Raw genomic sequence first — 18,615 nt, forward strand, 5'->3', positions numbered from 1 at the left:
TAAAATCGTTGGTGGCTAGTCGTCGTGGTGTTGTTTTGTTTCGAGCTTGTTCGTTTCAGGCTCTGTTATGTCGGGCGCGATCATTTCAGACTCAGGTGTTTCAGAACCATCTGCTTCAAGGAGTTCGATAACTTCCGAGCTAGAAAGTTCATGGCCCATTAGAAATATTGCCAATAGGGCATCGGCTTTGGTCTTAGTATCGGATGTGTCGTCTAACACTTGCTCTAGTTTTTCACGAATCATAGCAATTTCGTGTTCAACAAAACCACGGCCTTCTTCATCCCCTTGATTGTCTTCAGGGGCATTATCGAACTCAAGAAATAGCATGTCGCCGTCTAGGTTGGTATTCACCAAACGCTCAGGCAACCACGCTTCACCAATAACAATATCCGGATCGGAATCTTGGGGTAAGTGATCTATAATGTTTTGTAATTCGGAGACTTTCACAATGCTTTCATTTAACCGAGAATATTCCACATTGTAACGGCCAATGCCGCTCAAACCTAAATTTAGTTAGCCGTTATCGCTAATAAATGTCTATTCAGTAACACAAAATTTATTACAAAGAGTAATTACATAAGAATGAAGCTTAAATATTTACCGACTTTCACTCCGTCGGGCGCGGTTTTCCTAAGTAGCATTTTTCTAAGTGCTAATGCGTGGGCTGCGAAAGAGCAAGAGTGGGGCATCGCTGCAATGTTTCGTACGGCAAGTATTCCTTACGACACGTCAGGTGGCGACCAAACGGTTAGCTCTTTTGTTCCAATGCTATTTTTCAAGAACGACTATGTGTTCATTGATGGAACTGAGATGGGTGCTTACCTTTATCAACCCGATGACGAGAAATGGTCTCTTAATGCTATCTCTCGCATGCGCTTTATTGATATCCCTGCTTCTGAGCAGAATGAAATTGAAGGTGATACGGCTGACTTTGGTGCTCAACTGACTTACCAACTTGATGGGCCTTGGTCTGTCGAAACGGAGTTTATGAGTGACAGTGAATACAACTTCCACGGTAACTTACGAGCGAAAGCCAAGTATGAAACCGGAGACTGGGAGCTCACTCCGCGTGCGACACTGCGTTATAAAAGTGCGGATTTCAACAGCGAGTATTACTCAGCAGCGAGTGAAACCATCGGCGCAGGTGTGGACCTGAATGTCGGTGTAGAAGCCCGTTACCATGTGTTTTCGAACTTGTATTTATTGGGTTCAACCAGTGTGACTCGACTGGATGATAACGCCTATGACTCGTCGATTGTCGAAGACCGTTATCAAGGCGAACTTTACCTTGGTTTTGGCTTTTTCAACGATAAAACCAAAGCGCCAAAACCTAAGCTGAGCAATGCGCCGTATTTACGTGTCGCACACGGCTGGGCGACGCCATCGAATATTGGCGACATCATGAAGTTCAACAGAGAGAAAGACGAATACAACAACCAGTTGACCTCATTCTTCTATGGCCACCCGTTAACCGATGAGATCTTCGGTTTCCCATTGGACATCTACTTAACGCCAGGTATCGCGCATCACTGGAGTTCAGATGTTCAGTCAAGCAGCACCGAATACATTGTCGCAATTAAAGCGTATTACACTTTCGACTGGCCAACTCAATGGCGTGTTGGTGTGGCAGAAGGTATGTCTTACATCGATTCGCTGACTTACATCGAAGCGAAAGAGATGAAAGAGAAGGGTTATAACGGGAGCCACTTGCTTAATTATCTCGACTTTTCGTTCGACGTAAACGTAGGTGATTTAATGAGTAAGAATGACCTGAACAACTTATGGTTCGGCTATTCGTTGCATCACCGCTCTGCTATTTTTGAAAACGCCTCTCAGTTTGGTCGAATCAAAGGCGGCAGTAACTACAACACGGTTTATCTACAGTACGAGTTTTAAGCGCGTTTTTTAGCAGGCAGTTTATAACAGGCGTTTTTAGCGTTTAGTTTTTAACTGTGATTTTTGAAACATTCGGTTTGCGTTCGTCACGCTTCCATCGCTTTTACTAACGTGAGAGTGACTAATCAGCCTGATAGCAAAAGGTTTTCCCTTTGTTGTCAGGCTTTTTTGTTTGAGACTTGTGATATAATCGCGCGAGTTTAATAAGTACAAGAATAGGACACGCTTTGACTTCGTCTCCGGAAAAAGCAGATAACAACAAGAATGCAGCACAGCCAAGTTCTCCACAGAACGAAGCGAAATCAAATAAGCCTGCATCGAACCGACCTGCTAAACAATTAAATGCTGAACAAGCAAATGCCAAGAAAGCTGAACAGTCAGCGACAAAGACAAAATCATCTCAGAATAGCCCAGTATCTATTCGTAAAGCGCTCCACGAATGTATGATGCGTGATCGCTTCCGTTTGAGTAAGCGAATTACTGGCGCGAGTAAAATCAAGAACGAACAATCTAAGCACGCTGTCTTCGATGAGATTGCGTTAGATATTGCCAAGTCAATGATGACGGCAACTCAGCGTGCTGCGCAGAAACCAACCATCGAATACCCAGAGATTCTCCCAGTAAGCCAAAAGCGCGATGATATTGCGAAAGCCATTGCTGAAAACCAAGTAGTTATCGTGGCGGGTGAAACGGGGTCGGGTAAAACTACTCAGTTACCCAAGATCTGTTCTGAGCTTGGCCGAGGTCGTTTTGGCCTAATTGGTCATACTCAGCCTCGTCGCCTTGCGGCGCGTTCGGTTGCAAACCGTATTGCGGAAGAGATGGAAACGCAGTTGGGTGAATTCGTTGGTTACAAGGTTCGATTCAACGACCAAATTTCTGAAAACACCCAAATCAAATTGATGACCGACGGTATTCTACTGGCGGAAATTCAACACGACCGTTTCTTAAGCCAGTACGACACCATCATTATCGATGAAGCGCACGAACGTAGCCTGAATATCGACTTCATCATGGGTTACTTGAGAGAGCTTCTACCAAAGCGTCCTGACTTGAAAGTGATTATCACGTCGGCGACTATCGATCCTGAGCGTTTCTCGAAGCACTTTAACAACGCGCCGATCATTGAAGTGTCAGGCCGTACTTACCCAGTAGATACGCGTTACCGCCCACTAGGTGGTGATGACAGTGATTCAGACCGCGATCAAATCGAAGGTATCTTTGAAGCCGTTGATGAGCTGTGTGATGAAGGCCAAGGCGATATCTTGATCTTCATGAACGGTGAGCGTGAGATTCGTGATACCGCGGACTCTTTAAGTAAACGTAACTTGCGTGATACCGAAATTGTTCCGCTTTACGCACGCCTTTCTGCGGGTGAACAGAACCGTATCTTCCAGTCTCATACTGGTCGACGCATCGTTCTGGCGACCAACGTGGCAGAAACCTCGTTAACCGTTCCGGGTATTAAGTATGTCATCGACCCGGGTACGGCGCGTATCAGCCGTTACAGCTACCGCACTAAAGTACAGCGCCTACCGATTGAGCCAGTGTCTCAAGCGAGTGCTAACCAGCGTAAAGGTCGTTGTGGTCGTGTTGCTGAAGGTATCTGTATTCGCCTGTACTCTGAGGAAGATTTTGAATCACGCCCAGAGTTTACTGACCCTGAGATTCTTCGTACTAACCTAGCATCGGTTATCCTTCAGATGACAGCGTTAGGCCTAGGCGACATTCAAGCATTCCCATTTGTTGAAGCGCCCGATAAGCGCAATATTCAAGATGGTGTAAGGCTGCTTGAAGAGTTGGGTGCGATCGCGACCGTTGAACCGTCAGCGAACAAAAACAAGAACCATGGCGACGATAAGAAGAAGCTAACGGCAATTGGTCGTAAGCTCGCTAAGCTGCCGATTGATCCACGTTTAGCGCGTATGGTGATTGAAGCGCCAAGCAACCGCTGTTTGCACGAAGTAATGGTGATTGCCTCTGCATTGTCGATTCAAGACCCGCGTGAGCGTCCATCAGACAAGCAACAATCATCTGACGATAAGCACAAGCGCTTCTTCGATAAAGAGTCGGATTTCATCACGTTTGTGAACCTTTGGGATTACGTTAAGCAGCAACAAAAAGAGCTGTCGAGTAACCAGTTCCGCAAACAGTGTAAGCAAGATTACCTGAACTATTTACGTATCCGTGAATGGCAAGATGTGTACTTCCAAATTCACCAAGCAATGCGTGAATTGGACACCAAGCTGAATACAGAACCGGGCAGCTACGATGGCATTCACATGTCTCTGCTATCTGGTTTACTTTCGCACATCGGTATGAAAGACCAAGAGAAGAATGAATATCAAGGTGCTCGTAACGCACGCTTCCATATCTTCCCTGCGTCTGGCTTATTTAAGAAACAACCAAAGTGGATCATGTCTGCTGAGCTGGTGGAAACCTCAAAACTTTGGGGTCGTGTTATCGCGAAGATTCAGCCTGAATGGATTGAACCACTAGCGAAACACCTGATTAAGCGCAGCTACAGCGAACCACATTGGTCGAAGAAGCAAGCGGCAGTAATGGCACACGAAAAAGTGATGCTTTACGGAATTCCAATCATTCCGAAACGTTTGGTTAATTACGGTGCCATTGATGCTACTGTCAGCCGTGAGTTGTTTGTACGCAGCGCATTGGTAGAGGGAGAGTGGGAAACAAAACATGCCTTCTTCAAACAGAACCGCAAGCTACTGCAAGAAGTAGAAGAGCTAGAACATAAATCGCGTCGTCGTGACATCTTGATCGACGATGATGAACTGTTCGACTTTTATGACCAACGTGTTGGCGAAGAGGCGGTTTCAGGCCGTCACTTCGATACATGGTGGAAGAAGACCAGCCAGAAAACACCGGAACTGCTTAACTTTGAAAAGTCGATGCTGTTCCGAGGCGATGCTAGCCACGTTACTGATTTGGATTACCCGAACTTCTGGCATCAAAATGGTATCAAGCTGAAGCTGAGCTACCAATTTGAGCCGGGCGACGACAACGATGGTGTAACGGTACACATTCCGCTGCCTATCTTGAACCAAATAGACCAGAACGGTTTTGATTGGCAGATCCCAGGCCTACGTCAGGAACTGGTGATTAGCCTAATTAAGTCGTTACCAAAAACGCTACGCCGTAACTTTGTGCCTGCGCCAAACTACGCTGATGCGTTCTTGGCTCGTGTTACGCCGCTTGAAGCTCCACTATTGGATTCCCTTGAGAAAGAGCTGCGCCGTATGACCGGTGTGGAAGTGGTACGTGATGACTGGAAGTTAGACCAGATTCCAGAGCACTTAAAGGTAACATTCCGTGCTGTGGATCATCGCAAGCGCAAACTGAAAGAGCAGAAAGACCTGCATGAGTTGAAAGAGAGCCTGAAAGACAAGGTTCAAGAAACACTTTCTAAAGTGGCAGACGATGACATCGAGCAGCAAAACCTGCATACGTGGAGCTTTGGTGAGTTACCAAAAGTCTACCAGCAGAAACGTGGTGGCTATGATGTTAAAGCCTTCCCAGCACTGGTGGACACCAAAGACAGCGTAGAGATCAAATTGTTCGAAACAGAACAAGAGCAGATCACCGCAATGAAATCGGGTCAGCGTCGTTTAATTCTGTTGAACGTGCCATCGCCGATCAAATACTTGCACTCGAATTTACCGAACAAATCTAAGCTCGGTTTGTACTTCAACCCATACGGACAGGTGCTCGATCTTATCGATGACTGTATCGCTTGTGGTATTGATAAGCTGATTGAGCAGAAGGGCGGCATAGTTTGGGAGCCAGAGCAGTTTGAAGCTCTAAAAGAACACGTACGTGCAGAGTTGGATGACACAGTTGTTGAGATTGCTCAACAGGTTGAAACCATCTTAACCACGGCATTCGCCATCAGCAAGAAGCTGAAAGGGCGTGTGGATCTTTCAATGGCATTTGCGCTTTCAGACATTAAAGCTCAAATAGAAGGTTTGATTTTTAAGGGGTTTGCCACAGAATGCGGCTGGAAACGCTTGCCGGATATTCTACGCTATATGAAAGCGATAGAGCGCCGAATGGAAAAACTGCCGATTGACCCGAATAAAGATCGCCTTCATATGATCAAAGTGGACTCTGTAATGAATGATTACAAAGAGCTACTGAATAAAATTCCAAAAGGGATCGCGGTTCCAGAAAATGTAAAAGAGGTGCGTTGGATGATAGAAGAGCTTCGTGTAAGCTTCTTCGCACAGCAACTCGGTACACCTTACCCAGTATCAGATAAGCGTGTTAAAAACGCGATTGATGCTTGCTAAACGAATAAAGCTAGACGCAGTGGCAAGGTTTGGGTATAAATCTTGCTTATTGCATTACTAATTGAATAGTTATTACATACAGGGCGACTTGGTGGCAATTCATTACCACGCAAGGCCTGCCAACAGGACGAAAAAGGTCGAATATGAAAAAAACGTTATTGGCTCTAGCACTGCTAGGTGCATCTTCAACAGCGATGGCTGATTCTTGGTTGTACGGCGGCGCAATGGGCGGTCAAAATTCATTAGGTAATCAAGAAGAGACAGCGATGGGTATCCACGTGGGTACGGGCATCCTTCCATTTATTGGTGTTGAAGCGGGTTACTGGGATCTAGGTTCTTTCGACAGTGTTAAATACGGCAACCAAACACTGACTAAACTAGACGCAAGCACAACTTACCTAGCAATCAAACCAAGCATCGACTTTGGTCCTCTTCACGTATACGCGAAGGGTGGTCTTCACTCTTACGAGCTTAAAGCGAACGGCTTCAAGCAAGACGAAGTTGATATCATGTACGGTGTAGGCGCAGAATACTTCATCTTTGGCCCACTATCTGTAGGCGCTAGCTACCAAAACTTCAACATGAAAGATGACGACTCAGGCGTTTTCTCTCTAAACGCAACTATCCACCTACTGTAATTAGTCAGTAAGACGATCGTAAAAAGCGGTCGGATAATTGTTTGATGGGTTAATAAAACTCATAAAAAATGCCAGCTTGATAGCTGGCATTTTTGTATCTATTGACCGGGTAATCTTGACGGTATTTTCTGACCGTAGACCGTAGACCGTAGACCGTAGACCGTAGAAGGCTACTTTTTACTGTTTAGAATTTTCTGAATTCTTGGGTTAATCGCTTTGCCGTGTTGGCTTTCGTACTCTTCACGTTTTAAATCGTTTAGGTTCTTTACGGAGTTAGCAGCAAGGAGGAACTGCGGTAATTCAGTTTCTAGCATGCCTTTCTCATCTAAACGTTTTGCTTCCAAATAGTACTTCTTAAACAGGCCATCAAGCTTGTTTTCAGCGGTGCGTTTCAAGTCGTACAGCTTGTTTTGGATAAGCCACTTTTCAATGTTGTTAACAGCTGTGCGTGACAACACGCGAATGCGGCTATCAAGCAGCTCTTCTTCTGTTAATGAATCCTTTAGAATCCAAAGCTCACCCATTTGCGGCGGCCAACTGTTGCCAAGTTGAATACGTTCATGACAGTGCATTAGCACGCGGTTAAGGCCGTCTGAGTCAACAGAGTGGGCAAACTCAAGAAACTTTCCGCTTGGCTCACTACCGTATTGGTATTCCCACTGAGTTTCGTACACGCTCAAGAAAGAACCGAAAACATGGATACACCAATCGGTCAGCTCCAACTCTGCGGGATCTTGGTCAACAACAGGCACTTGTTGAGACGAACCCGTGCTAGCAGCATTGGGTGTCGCTACTTCAGTGCTCTGTGCTTCAATAACTTCAGGTACTACTGAGCCTGTAGAGTCAGGAACAACAGGTGAAGCGGGCTCAGAAGGTTGGCTTTTTGCCTTTTTGAATGAGCTGCTGCCTGAAGCGTTCAGATGGGCTAAGCTTTTGTCTATACCCATTTCCTTGAGCTTGTCCTGCATTTCCTGAATATTGAGAGGTCTTCTGCTGTTGTTGTCTTTCATTTTGCTTCTCGTTAACTAGCCAGTACTGCAGCTTGGATTCAATCCGAGATAGTGGCATTAATTCATTGGCTTTGGCTTTATACCAGAGGACAAATTTCTTCCATACTAAACTATGGTCACCGGTCAAACCGGAGAATTTAAACGCACGTTCTGCCCATGATGGTATCTCTTCTTCGTTGAGATCATGAGTAGATACGGTGTTGCTGTTCATTGAGCCTCGGCCTTGTGGGCGAGGGGCATGCTGCATGTGTTGCATCGGTGCCGGAGCAGGCTGAAACTTGGGTGCAGGTGCAGGTGCAGGTGCAGGTGCAGGTGCAGGTGCAGGTGCCGTAGAGTAGACAGGAATACTGTTGGTCGGTTGAACCTCAACGTGCGCCGTAGCTTGCTCTTGCTCAATGAGCATTTTGAAAACGTGAATCTCTTTTTGATCTCGATAATCTACTTTTACCTTATCGAGAAAACCTTGGTCGACTAAACACTTAAGGCAGTCGGCTAAACCAAACGTAGAGAGAGCACAAAGTTGACCTGCTGTTTGTAAGCACACATTGGTGTAGCCGAATTCGTCAGCACCGTCTGCAAGCATCAATAAAACAAGCTTTTCTGCTGGGCTAGAAGTATTCACTTGCCAAGCTAAATAAGAATATTTGGCGCTCAATATCGTGTTCTCAAAAAAGGTAAGTCGTTGTCACTATTGTAAGTCACCCCTTACCTAATTTATAGCAACTTAGTAGAAAACGGCATTAGTAAGCCAAATATTAACCATAAGGAGAGGTCTGCACCAAAAAGTGAACCTGAACTCACTCATTCTCGTGGTTTACGTACCCCTCCATTCGGCTCGAATAGCTGACTGTCCTAAACCATCATGCTCTATTTAGATGAAGACAGCGTAATGGGCTTGTATTGGTTTCGCCAAACTAAGGCGCTTCTTTCTGCGTTGGTTAGTGATGCCGCGTTGGTTAGTGATGCTGTATCGGTTATTGATCTTATGTTGGTTACTGATGCTATGCCAGTTAATGACGGCAGGCTGGTGAGTAACGCGATGTGATTATTGATGGTTTTCTCATCTATTCATAAAGTGAATTTAATTTTATGAAACACCTTGATATGATCAATATTTGCGCTATTATGACGATAAGTCAGAAATGACGAAGCGTCACAAAATGGTTAACTACATGAATTTACTATTCGTGTTAATATATTGGATAGGAGCGTTTTAAATACTGGCGAAGCTTAGATAACGGCTAAGCTCATATACGGACTGAGAAATTATGTTTGGCTTTGGTTGTAAAGGCGATAAACAAGGTATCTTTGGTTGCAAAGGCGTGTTGTCTAAAAAGCAGCAGTCTATAGCAGACCGAGAAGTAGAATTGATGTTGTTAGCAAAAGATCTGGTTCGAGAACAAGGGTTCGGAAACCTCACGATGGATAGGCTAACGGCAGCAAGTTCTTATTCTAAAGGTACGATATACAATCACTTTTGCAGCAAAGAAGACGTGGTTTTAGCCTTGTGTATTCACTCTTTAAAGACCGAGGCATTGATGTTTGCTCGTTCTGGAGAGTTTGAAGGCAACACACGTGAAAAGATCGTCGCACTGCACGTTGCTTACCGAATCTATGCTCGCATGGAACCGGTACTATCAACCTGTGCGATCATGGCGAAAAGCCCGTGGGTACTAGAGAAAGCGTCTAGTGCACGTGTAACCGAGATGAATGAACTGGAAGAGTTGGTGATTGAACAAGCCGATTCAATGGTAAACCGAGCAGTAGAAGCCGGTGACCTTAAGTTCTCTTCTGGTGTGGGTTCGGATGCCATCGTGTTTGCTAACTGGTCAATCGCATTTGGTTCAAATGCCTTGTCACAGAACGCATCAAACAGTCATTGTATTAAGCGGTTACAAGACCCGTATTCAGTATTACACAACGCGAACATGCTACTAGACGGCCTAAATTGGCAGCCCCTTTCTAGCGATTGGGATTACCGCAAAACCTGGCGCCGTGTAGAACAAGAACTGTTCAGTGAAGAAGTCGCTTACCTAGAGTCAGTAGGTCGATAATCTTCCATTAAGCCCACTCGTGTGGGTTTATTAATAACCATTAGTGACGATTCGTCATAAACTTAAGTTTGCCTAGTGTGGTTTTGGTTTTCTTGAGTGTATGACTAAGAATTGTGTCTTTTGTCAGCTTCGGCTGGCTTTTTAAGACACAACTATGACGAATCGTCACAAATGGAGACTGTGATGGAACATGACAGCCAGAAGCCCAATTTAGCCAATAGCTCTGATTTAATGAGTAACCCTGATTCAACTAGTCACCTCGATTTAACTAAAAAACCCGATTTAGAGAATCATTCATTCAACTCAGGTCAACAGGCTCATAATCTAGATAATAGTTGGCACTCAATACCGACTAAGCGTTCGTTTATCGTTCTGCTGGTGGTTTTTTCAATCATCATGCTCTCTGCTTTTGGGGCGAAGAACCTCTACTTTAGAGGGGACTACAACATCTTCTTCGAAGGCACCAACAAGCAGTTGATGGCGTTCGATGAGATTCAAACCACCTTTGCAAAAACCGACAACCTCGCGATTGTTATTGCGCCTGAAGATGGCAATGTCTTCACCCCAGAAACCCTTACCTTAATTCAAAACCTTACGGTCGATGCGTGGCAGATCCCGTACTCAAGCCGTGTCGATTCGCTTGCCAATTATCAGCATACCGAAGCCGTTGAAGATGACCTCTTAGTGGAAGACCTTCTTTACGAAGAATATGAGCACACACCAGAGCGAATCGCCAAAGTAAAACAGATCGCGCTCAACGAACCACTGCTCAAGAACGCATTGGTGTCGGCCTCTGGTGATGTGACGATTGTTAACGTTACCGTGCAATTGCCCGAAGTGGATAAAACTGCTGAAGTGCAAGAAGTGATCGCGGCCATCAACACCATGATTGGTAAGTACCAAGCCGATTATCCGAATGTCGAATTCCATAAAGCGGGCATCATTGCCATGAACAACGCGTTTATGATGTCGGCCCAAGAAGACAGCTCAACGCTCGTGCCGTTAATGCTGTTGGTGGTGTTGGTGTTCCTCACCTTTATGTTGCGCTCGTTCTTTAGTGTGGTGGCTACCTTAGTTGTGATTATCTCCTCGATTGTCGCGACCATGGGTTTGTCTGGCTGGGCAGGGATGTTCCTCAGCACCGCAACGGTTAACGTTCCAACCTTAGTGTTAACTCTTGCCGTTGCCGATTGTGTTCACGTGATTGTGACCATGAGACAAGCGATGCAGCGCGGGATGGAGAAAGCACAAGCCATTCAATACAGCATCAAGCTTAATGCGATGCCGATCTTAATTACTTCGGTGACCACCGCGATTGGTTTCTTGATGATGAACATGTCGGACTCTCCCGTATTACGAGACTTCGGTAACTTGTCGGCATTGGGCGTGATCATCGCGTGTTTCCTCTCTGTGACCATGCTTCCTGCGCTGTTAAAACTGTTGCCAGTTAAGAGCTTGCCAGCAAATCCATTGGCGGCAGATAAAGTGACCTTCATGGATAAGCTCGGCGATTTTGTCGTTGCTAACCGTAAAGCACTGCTGCCTATTTCTACTCTTGTGATTGTTGGCGCTGCCGCGTTAATTCCACTCAACAAAGTGAATGATGAATCGGTGAAGTATTTCGATACCTCAAGTGAGTTCAGACAAGCCGCCGATTTCATGGAAGAGACCGTAAGCGGCATGACCACCATCAGCATCGCAGTCAAAACCAACGAATCTCAAGCGATTGCTGATCCTGTGTTCTTACAAGCGATTGGTGACTTTACTGATTGGCTACGCGTACAACCAGAAACCGACCACGTGGCCACGCTTTCCGATGTTTACATGCGTTTGAATAAGAACATGCATGGCGATGACGACAGTTACTACCAACTGCCACTTAACCGTGAACTCGCCGCGCAATACTTACTGCTTTACGAAATGTCTCTGCCATACGGTTTGGACTTGAACAACCAAATCAACGTCGATAAATCATCGATCAAAATGGTGCTGACGGTGGACAACCTAGGCAGTGTGGAATTGGTTGAACTCGAAGAGCGCATCTACTCATGGTTTGCGGCTAATGCACCTCAGTATGAAGTGGTCGCATCGAGCCCATCACTGATGTTTGCTCACATTGGCGAAACCAACATGGCGAGCATGCTATCGACTCTGCCTATCACCTTAGTACTTATCTCTGGCCTGATGATCTTTGCATTGCGCTCGGTTCGCTTAGGTTTAATCAGCCTAGTGCCAAACATTGCCCCGGCAATTGTCGGCTTTGGTTTGTGGGCGCTTATCTCTGGTGAAATCAACCTAGGTTTGTCAGTCGTGGTCACGCTCACACTGGGTATCGTTGTCGATGATGCAGTGCACTTCTTAAGTAAATACCAACGCGCAAGAATGGAAGGGAAATCAGCAGAAGAAGCGGTGCGTTACGCGTTCCACACCGTTGGTCGCGCACTGTGGATTACCACTGTCGTGCTTGTGGCTGGTTTCTCTGTGCTGGCGATGTCGAGCTTCAGACTCAATTCCGACATGGGCTTACTCAGCGCGATTGTGATTTTTATAGCGCTGGTGGTCGACTTCATTTTGCTGCCTAGCTTGCTGATGATCTTCGACAAACAGACCCACTATGCAGATAAACCTCAGCACGAATCAAAGCTATCTAAAGCCGAGTTATCTAAAACAGAACTAACTAAAACAGGGCAAGCTAACCCAGCCGGCGAACTGTCGACTTCGACTAAATAAGGAATCGTCAGCCTGCTGCGGTGGGCTGACTCAAGGAGAAATTTATGAAAAGCGTTAAACAAACTCTCGTTACGACACTATTTGCTGTCAGTTCATTAAGCGTCGGCACCTTAACAATAGGCATATTCGCCGCTTTCCCTGCGTTAGCCGACCCTGCGAAAGGCCTAGAGATTGCCGAACAACGCAAAGCCGTCGATATGGGGTGGGGCGATTCAGTTGCGACCATGGAAATGCTACTTCGCAACAAACAAGGCGAAAGCAGCTCACGCCTAATGCGATTGAAGTCGTTAGAAGTGGATGACGATGGCGACAAAGGACTGACCATTTTTGATGAGCCTCGCGACGTAAAAGGCACGGCTTTCTTGAACCATTCACACATCTCTAAATCGGATGACCAATGGTTGTATCTGCCTGCATTGAAGCGTGTAAAACGCATCTCTTCGCGCAACAAATCGGGCCCGTTTATGGGCAGTGAATTTGCTTATGAAGACTTGAGCTCGTTCGAGTTAGGAAAGTACACCTTCAACTACATTGAAGACGCCAAAATTGAAGGTGTTGATACCTTTGTTTTAGAGCAGGTTCCGACCGACAAAAACTCTGGCTACACCATGCAGAAAGTATGGCTAGACCAACAATATTACCGCCCCGTTCAAGTGGAGTTTTACGACCGTAAAGGCGCATTGTTGAAAACCCTCTCGTTCCAAGACTACAAACAATACCTAAACCAATACTGGCGCGCGCACACCATGTCGATGCAAAACCATCAAACAGGCAAAAGCACCGTTTTAACCACGACAGATTTAGCGTTCCAAACCGGTCTTAAGGACAAAGATTTCCAGAAAAACACACTGAAACGTGCAAAGTAAGGCAAGAATATGAAAAGGATTGTGTTAACAGGAACGCAGTTATCTTTAACCTTGGCAGCGACCGTTGGACTCATGCAGGTGTCGTTGCCATGTGTGGCGGCTGGAATTAGCTCTGAGTTCGTAGAACAGATCACCCCACAGCTCGCAGGGCAGATTAACCTCGAACACAGGCAGTTCTTTAGTGACGGTTTGCAAGGGCAAGATAAAGGACAAAGCTCACTGGTGTTGCAACCAGAGTTTTACTGGGAGCAAGAGGAGGGCAACGGCAGCTTTACCTTCACGCCGTTTTACCGCCTAGACAGCGAAGACGATGAGCGAACCCATGGCGACGTTCGTGAAGCTCTGTATCTCAATTATTGGGACGATTACGAATTGCGAGCCGGTGTCGGCAAGGTGTTTTGGGGTGTAACCGAATCGGCGCACTTGGTGGATGTGGTAAACCAAACCGATGCCATTGAATCGGTCGATGGTGAATCTAAGTTGGGTCAGCCTATGGTGCACTTTACCTCAATCAAAGACTGGGGAACCATTGATGCCATGTTACTGCCGTATTTTCGTGAGCGTACCTTTGCAGGGGAAGACGGTCGATTAAGGTCGACTGTACCTGTATCGGACGATGCGCTTTACGAATCTTCGAGAGAAGAAAAGCACGTTGATGTAGCGCTGCGCTATAGCCAAATGTACGGCGATTGGGATGTCGGTTTAAGCTATTTAGGCGGCACAAATCGCGACCCTTATTATCGTGTAGAAGGCAATCAGCTAAAGCCGTATTACGCGCAAATGCAGCACTTCGGACTCGATGTGCAAGGCATTATTGGTGACTGGTTATGGAAGCTGGAAAGCATTTATCGCGACAGCTACGACAACCACACAGGCGTCGCGACAGGCTTTGAATACACATGGGTTGGGGCGCTTGAATCGTATTGGGACATCGGCTTTATCGCTGAATACTTGTATGACAGCCGAGGCAATAACGCCCAAACCATCGGCCAAAACGATGTGTTCCTTGGGGCGCGTGTCGCCTTGAATGATGAAGACGGCACCGAAGTACTTACAGGCATTACTCAAGACTTAGACAACAGCGATGTCTACAGCGCCAAGTTGGAAGCCTCAAGCCGCATCAATAACAACCTCAAGTGGCGATTAAACGCTTGGTTGTTTGAGAATGAAACCCCAGAAGACTTACTGTTCTTCGCTCGTAAGGATGATTTTGTCGAAGTGGCGTTGGAGTATTACTTCTAAAGGCTCGATGTTTTAGCTTCAATTTTTAAGTTTAAATTCAGATTTTCTACGAATAAACCAAAGAGCGGTGGTCTTAAACCTCGCTCCTTGGTTTCAATTCTCACTCTTCTACTGAGCGCTTCCTAACATCACGCCTCAAACAAGGTTCTGTGAATGTAATCAAACTGTCTCACTTGGTGACGTTTTTGTATCGGTTTCTCTTTGATTTCATCGATTTCAATGAAATTCTGTTTTCTAACGTTAAATTTGCCGTGTTTTTAGTCAATAACTTGCTCTTTTAGCGATTCAATTTGGCATTGGTAGCGTGTTTGATTACTATGTGTAGCTATCTAAAAAAACTAATCATCCGATACGGACACTACCAACTGGTAGATGAGGAAATGATGCAACATCTAGAAGAGATCATTGCTAATGCAACGACTGCTATTGATACAGCAGATTCGTTAGTCGCACTTGATGAAGTGCGAGTTCAGTATTTAGGTAAGAAGGGTGAACTAACTCTTCAACTACAAAGCCTAGGTAAACTTCCACCTGAAGAGCGTCGCACTGCTGGTCAAGAGATCAACAAAGCGAAAGGTGCTGTTCAACAAGCGATCGCAGCTCGCAAAGACGCACTACAACGTGCAGAGCTTGAAGCGAAACTAGCTGAAGAAACTATCGATGTGAGCCTACCAGGTCGTCGCATTGAGAACGGTGGTCTTCACCCAGTTACTCGCACAGTTGAGCGTATCGAACAGTTCTTTGGTGAGCTTGGCTTTAGCACTGAGTCTGGCCCTGAGATCGAAGATGCATTCCACAACTTTGATGCACTAAACATCGCAGACGATCACCCAGCTCGTACTGATCACGATACTTTCTTCTTCAACCCTGATCTAATGCTACGTACGCACACTTCTGGTGTTCAAATCCGTACGATGGAAAACGGCAAACCGCCATTCCGCTTCATTGCTCCGGGTCGTGTTTACCGTAACGACTACGATCAAACTCACACGCCAATGTTCCACCAAGTGGAAGGTATGTTAGTTGATGAGAACGTAAACTTCGCACAACTTAAAGGCATTCTTAACGATTTCCTTTGTAACTTCTTTGAAGAAGAAGTTGAAGTGCGTTTCCGTCCTTCATTCTTCCCGTTCACAGAGCCTTCAGCTGAAGTTGACGTGAAACGTAAAGATGGCAAATGGCTAGAAGTTCTAGGCTGTGGCATGGTTCACCCTAACGTACTTCGCTCTGTTGGCATCGACCCTGAGAAATACTCTGGTTTTGCATTCGGTATGGGTGTAGAGCGTCTAACGATGCTTCGTTACGGCGTAAATGACCTTCGTGCGTTCTTCGAGAACGACCTTCGTTTCCTTAAACAATTCAAGTAATCCGGGGCAGTCAAAACTATGAAATTCAGTGAATCTTGGCTACGCGAGTGGGTTAAACCTGCAATTAACAGCGAAGAGCTAGCTCACCAAATCACTATGGCTGGTTTGGAAGTTGACGATGTAGAACCTGTTGCTGGTGAATTCACCGGCGTTAAAGTAGGTAAAGTGGTTGAGTGCGGTCAGCACCCAGACGCAGACAAACTACAAGTAACTAAAATTGATATCGGCGAAGAAGAGCTTTTAGACATCGTATGTGGTGCATCTAACTGTCGTCTTGGCCTAACTGTAGCAGTAGCAACAGTTGGCGCAGTACTTCCTGGTGACTTCAAAATCAAGAAAGCAAAACTACGTGGCGTTCCATCGCACGGCATGCTTTGTTCTTTCTCTGAGCTAGGTATCGACGTAGAGTCTGACGGCATCCTTGAGCTGCCAGAAGGCACAACGCTAGGTATGGACGTACGTGAGCTTCTTGAGCTTAACGACGTAACTATCGACGTAGACCTAACAGCAAACCGCGCAGACTGCTTCAGCATCCGTGGCCTTGCTCGTGAAGTTGGCGTACTAAACCGCGCAGACGTTACAGAGCCAGCAGTTGAAGCTGTTGCAACAAGCATTGAAGACACAGTATCTGTTGAAATCAAAGCAACTGATGCTTGTCCACGTTACCTTGGCCGTGTGGTTAAGAACGTAAACGTGAAAGCGGAATCTCCAATCTGGATGCAAGAAAAACTGCGTCGTTGTGGTATCCGTTCAATCGACCCAGTTGTAGACATCACAAACTATGTGATGCTAGAGCAAGGCCAACCAATGCACGCATTTGATCTCGCTAAGATCGAAGGCGGTATCGTGGTTCGTCTAGCAGAGCAGGGCGAAAAGCTAACACTTCTAGATGGCAACGAAGCTGAACTAAACAGCAACACACTTGTTATCGCTGACCACAACAAAGCACTAGCAATCGCTGGTATCTTTGGCGGTCAAGATTCAGGTGTTACGACTGAAACAACAGACGTTCTTCTTGAAGCGGCATTCTTCGCACCGGATCACATCCGTGGTCGCGCACGTGCTTACGGCCTTCACACAGATTCTTCTCTACGTTTCGAACGTGGTGTTGATTCAACACTTCAAGCAGCAGCAATGGAGCGTGCAACACAGCTTCTAGTTGAAATCTGTGGTGGTGAAGTTGCGCCAGTAAACGGCAGCGAATCTGAAGCTGATCTACCTAAAGCAAACGTAGTTGCTCTACGTCGCGCTAAGCTAGACAGCCTACTAGGTCACGAAATCCCATCTACAGACGTAGTGGAAATTCTTACTCGCCTAGGTTGTACTGTTTCTGTTGTAGAAGATACGGAGACGACGGAAGCGGGTTGGACGGCAACGTCTCCATCTTGGCGTTTTGATATCGCAATCGAGCAAGACCTAATTGAAGAAGTAGGTCGTATCTACGGTTACGATAACATTCCAAACCAAGCGCCTAAAGCGGCACTTAAAATGAATGACCACAAAGAAGCTAACCAACCGCTTAAGCGCGTTCGTGACCTTCTTGTAGACCGTGGCTACCACGAAGCAATCACATACAGCTTCGTAGAACCAGAGCAGCAAAAACTTGTTGTACCTGGTGTTGAGCCGCTAATCCTGCCATTCCCAATCTCTGCGGATATGTCAGCAATGCGTCTTGGCCTAATCCAAGGTCTACTAAACACAGTTGTTCATAACCAGAAGCGTCAACAGTCTCGCGTTCGTCTATTCGAATCAGGCCTACGTTTCATCCCTGAAGCAACAGCTGAAAACGGCATGCGCCAAGAAATGATGCTTGCGGGCGTTATCTCTGGTACTCGTGGCGAAGAGCACTGGGACATTGCAACTAACACTGTAGATTTCTTCGATCTTAAAGGTGACCTAGAAGCAGTTCTTGAGCTTTCTGCAAACGAAATCGCATACAGCTTCAAAGCAGCGAAGCACCCAGCACTTCACCCAGGTCAAACTGCGGCTATCGTAGTAGACGGCAAAGAAGTGGGTATCATTGGTACTGTTCACCCAGAACTAGAGCGTAAGTTTGGTCTTAACGGCCGTACTATCGTATTCGAAATCGAATGGGCAGCTATCAACACTCGCGTGCTTCCAGAAGCAGTAGCGGTATCTAAGTTCCCTGCAAACCGTCGTGATATCGCAGTTGTTGTTGACGAAGCAGTCGCTTCTGGCGACATCGTAGAAGCGTGTATCGCTGCTGGTGGCGAATTCCTAACAGGCGCTAAACTGTTCGACGTATACGTTGGTCAAGGCGTTGAAGAAGGTAAGAAGAGCCTAGCAATCGCACTTAGCCTACAGTCTGTAGAGCGCACACTTGAAGATGCAGACATCGCTGGTTCAGTAGATGCTATCGTAGCTTCAATCTCAGAGAAATTCGGCGCAGCACTTCGCGACTAATCTCTTCTGATAGATAGAAAAACCAAAGGCCTCGCATTGCGAGGCCTTTTTTTGTATTCAAATTTGCATAGACAATTT

The 18,615-nt window shown here is 46.1% G+C and carries 13 protein-coding genes; 10 read left to right on the forward strand and 3 right to left on the reverse strand.

Annotated elements, in window-relative coordinates:
- Positions 1–15: 15 nt before the first annotated feature.
- The gene (locus AB4513_RS08275) at positions 16–501 is read right to left on the reverse strand and encodes a hypothetical protein (RefSeq protein WP_102258582.1); all 486 of its coding nucleotides are present in this window, start codon (positions 499–501) and stop codon (positions 16–18) included.
- An 81-nt stretch (positions 502–582) separates the two neighbouring features.
- On the opposite strand from AB4513_RS08275, the gene AB4513_RS08280 reads away from it, so the two are divergent.
- The 3 genes from AB4513_RS08280 (at position 583) to AB4513_RS08290 (ending at position 6,844) form a co-directional block, all read left to right on the forward strand.
- Positions 583–1,896 carry a MipA/OmpV family protein gene (locus AB4513_RS08280; protein WP_102258581.1) on the forward strand — a complete coding sequence of 438 codons (1,314 nt, stop codon included), beginning with the start codon at positions 583–585 and terminating at the stop codon, positions 1,894–1,896.
- Positions 1,897–2,123: 227 nt separating this feature from the next.
- Complete coding sequence (hrpA, locus tag AB4513_RS08285; RefSeq protein ID WP_102258580.1) at positions 2,124–6,206, forward strand: ATP-dependent RNA helicase HrpA; 4,083 nt, start codon at positions 2,124–2,126, stop codon at positions 6,204–6,206.
- Between the two features lie 143 nt (positions 6,207–6,349).
- The gene (locus tag AB4513_RS08290; protein WP_009847008.1) at positions 6,350–6,844 is read left to right on the forward strand and encodes an outer membrane beta-barrel protein; all 495 of its coding nucleotides are present in this window, start codon (positions 6,350–6,352) and stop codon (positions 6,842–6,844) included.
- Between the two features lie 170 nt (positions 6,845–7,014).
- Here AB4513_RS08290 and AB4513_RS08295 read toward each other — a convergent pair whose 3' ends face one another.
- Positions 7,015–7,791, reverse strand: coding sequence for a hypothetical protein (locus AB4513_RS08295; RefSeq protein WP_009847007.1), 777 nt, complete (start codon positions 7,789–7,791; stop codon positions 7,015–7,017).
- Positions 7,712–8,509, reverse strand: coding sequence for a hypothetical protein (locus AB4513_RS08300; protein WP_102258579.1), 798 nt, complete (start codon positions 8,507–8,509; stop codon positions 7,712–7,714). Before AB4513_RS08300 ends, AB4513_RS08295 begins: the two co-directional genes overlap by 80 nt.
- Before the next feature lie 207 nt (positions 8,510–8,716).
- Between AB4513_RS08300 and AB4513_RS08305 the strand changes: the two genes are divergently transcribed.
- From AB4513_RS08305 to pheT, 7 genes are all read left to right on the forward strand, one after another.
- Positions 8,717–8,899: a hypothetical protein gene (locus tag AB4513_RS08305; RefSeq protein WP_133151992.1), complete on the forward strand. Its 183-nt coding sequence runs from the start codon at positions 8,717–8,719 to the stop codon at positions 8,897–8,899.
- A gap of 223 nt (positions 8,900–9,122) precedes the next feature.
- On the forward strand, positions 9,123–9,908 hold the full coding sequence (locus tag AB4513_RS08310; RefSeq protein ID WP_009847004.1) for a TetR/AcrR family transcriptional regulator: 786 nt from the start codon (positions 9,123–9,125) through the stop codon (positions 9,906–9,908).
- A gap of 120 nt (positions 9,909–10,028) precedes the next feature.
- On the forward strand, positions 10,029–12,638 hold the full coding sequence (locus AB4513_RS08315; protein WP_102258578.1) for an RND family transporter: 2,610 nt from the start codon (positions 10,029–10,031) through the stop codon (positions 12,636–12,638).
- 44 nt (positions 12,639–12,682) lie between these two features.
- Positions 12,683–13,504: an outer membrane lipoprotein-sorting protein gene (locus tag AB4513_RS08320; protein WP_102258577.1), complete on the forward strand. Its 822-nt coding sequence runs from the start codon at positions 12,683–12,685 to the stop codon at positions 13,502–13,504.
- Between the two features lie 9 nt (positions 13,505–13,513).
- Positions 13,514–14,746, forward strand: a complete 1,233-nt coding sequence (locus tag AB4513_RS08325) for a hypothetical protein (protein ID WP_102258576.1) — start codon at positions 13,514–13,516, stop codon at positions 14,744–14,746.
- Positions 14,747–15,129: 383 nt separating this feature from the next.
- Positions 15,130–16,113 (forward strand): phenylalanine--tRNA ligase subunit alpha, encoded by a 984-nt coding sequence (gene pheS / locus AB4513_RS08330; RefSeq protein ID WP_004734764.1) that lies wholly within the window; start codon positions 15,130–15,132, stop codon positions 16,111–16,113.
- An 18-nt stretch (positions 16,114–16,131) separates the two neighbouring features.
- Entirely contained in the window at positions 16,132–18,537 is a 2,406-nt protein-coding gene (pheT, locus tag AB4513_RS08335) for a phenylalanine--tRNA ligase subunit beta (protein ID WP_048609152.1), read from the forward strand.
- Positions 18,538–18,615: the final 78 nt, after the last annotated feature.

The sequence above is a fragment of the Vibrio sp. 10N.222.54.E6 genome (assembly GCF_041473955.1).
GTDB classification, from domain to species: domain Bacteria; phylum Pseudomonadota; class Gammaproteobacteria; order Enterobacterales; family Vibrionaceae; genus Vibrio; species Vibrio tasmaniensis_A.

What these genes read in the sequence shown, in the direction of transcription:
- AB4513_RS08280 (WP_102258581.1), top strand. Translation starts at nt 583, where the DNA reads ATGAAGCTTAAATATTTACCGACTTTCACTCCGTCGGGCGCGGTTTTC.
- pheT (WP_048609152.1), top strand. Translation starts at nt 16,132, where the DNA reads ATGAAATTCAGTGAATCTTGGCTACGCGAGTGGGTTAAACCTGCAATT.
- pheS (WP_004734764.1), top strand. Translation starts at nt 15,130, where the DNA reads ATGCAACATCTAGAAGAGATCATTGCTAATGCAACGACTGCTATTGAT.
- AB4513_RS08305 (WP_133151992.1), top strand. Translation starts at nt 8,717, where the DNA reads ATGCTCTATTTAGATGAAGACAGCGTAATGGGCTTGTATTGGTTTCGC.
- AB4513_RS08310 (WP_009847004.1), top strand. Translation starts at nt 9,123, where the DNA reads ATGTTTGGCTTTGGTTGTAAAGGCGATAAACAAGGTATCTTTGGTTGC.
- AB4513_RS08325 (WP_102258576.1), top strand. Translation starts at nt 13,514, where the DNA reads ATGAAAAGGATTGTGTTAACAGGAACGCAGTTATCTTTAACCTTGGCA.
- AB4513_RS08295 (WP_009847007.1), bottom strand. Translation starts at nt 7,791, where the DNA reads ATGGGTATAGACAAAAGCTTAGCCCATCTGAACGCTTCAGGCAGCAGC.
- AB4513_RS08320 (WP_102258577.1), top strand. Translation starts at nt 12,683, where the DNA reads ATGAAAAGCGTTAAACAAACTCTCGTTACGACACTATTTGCTGTCAGT.
- AB4513_RS08290 (WP_009847008.1), top strand. Translation starts at nt 6,350, where the DNA reads ATGAAAAAAACGTTATTGGCTCTAGCACTGCTAGGTGCATCTTCAACA.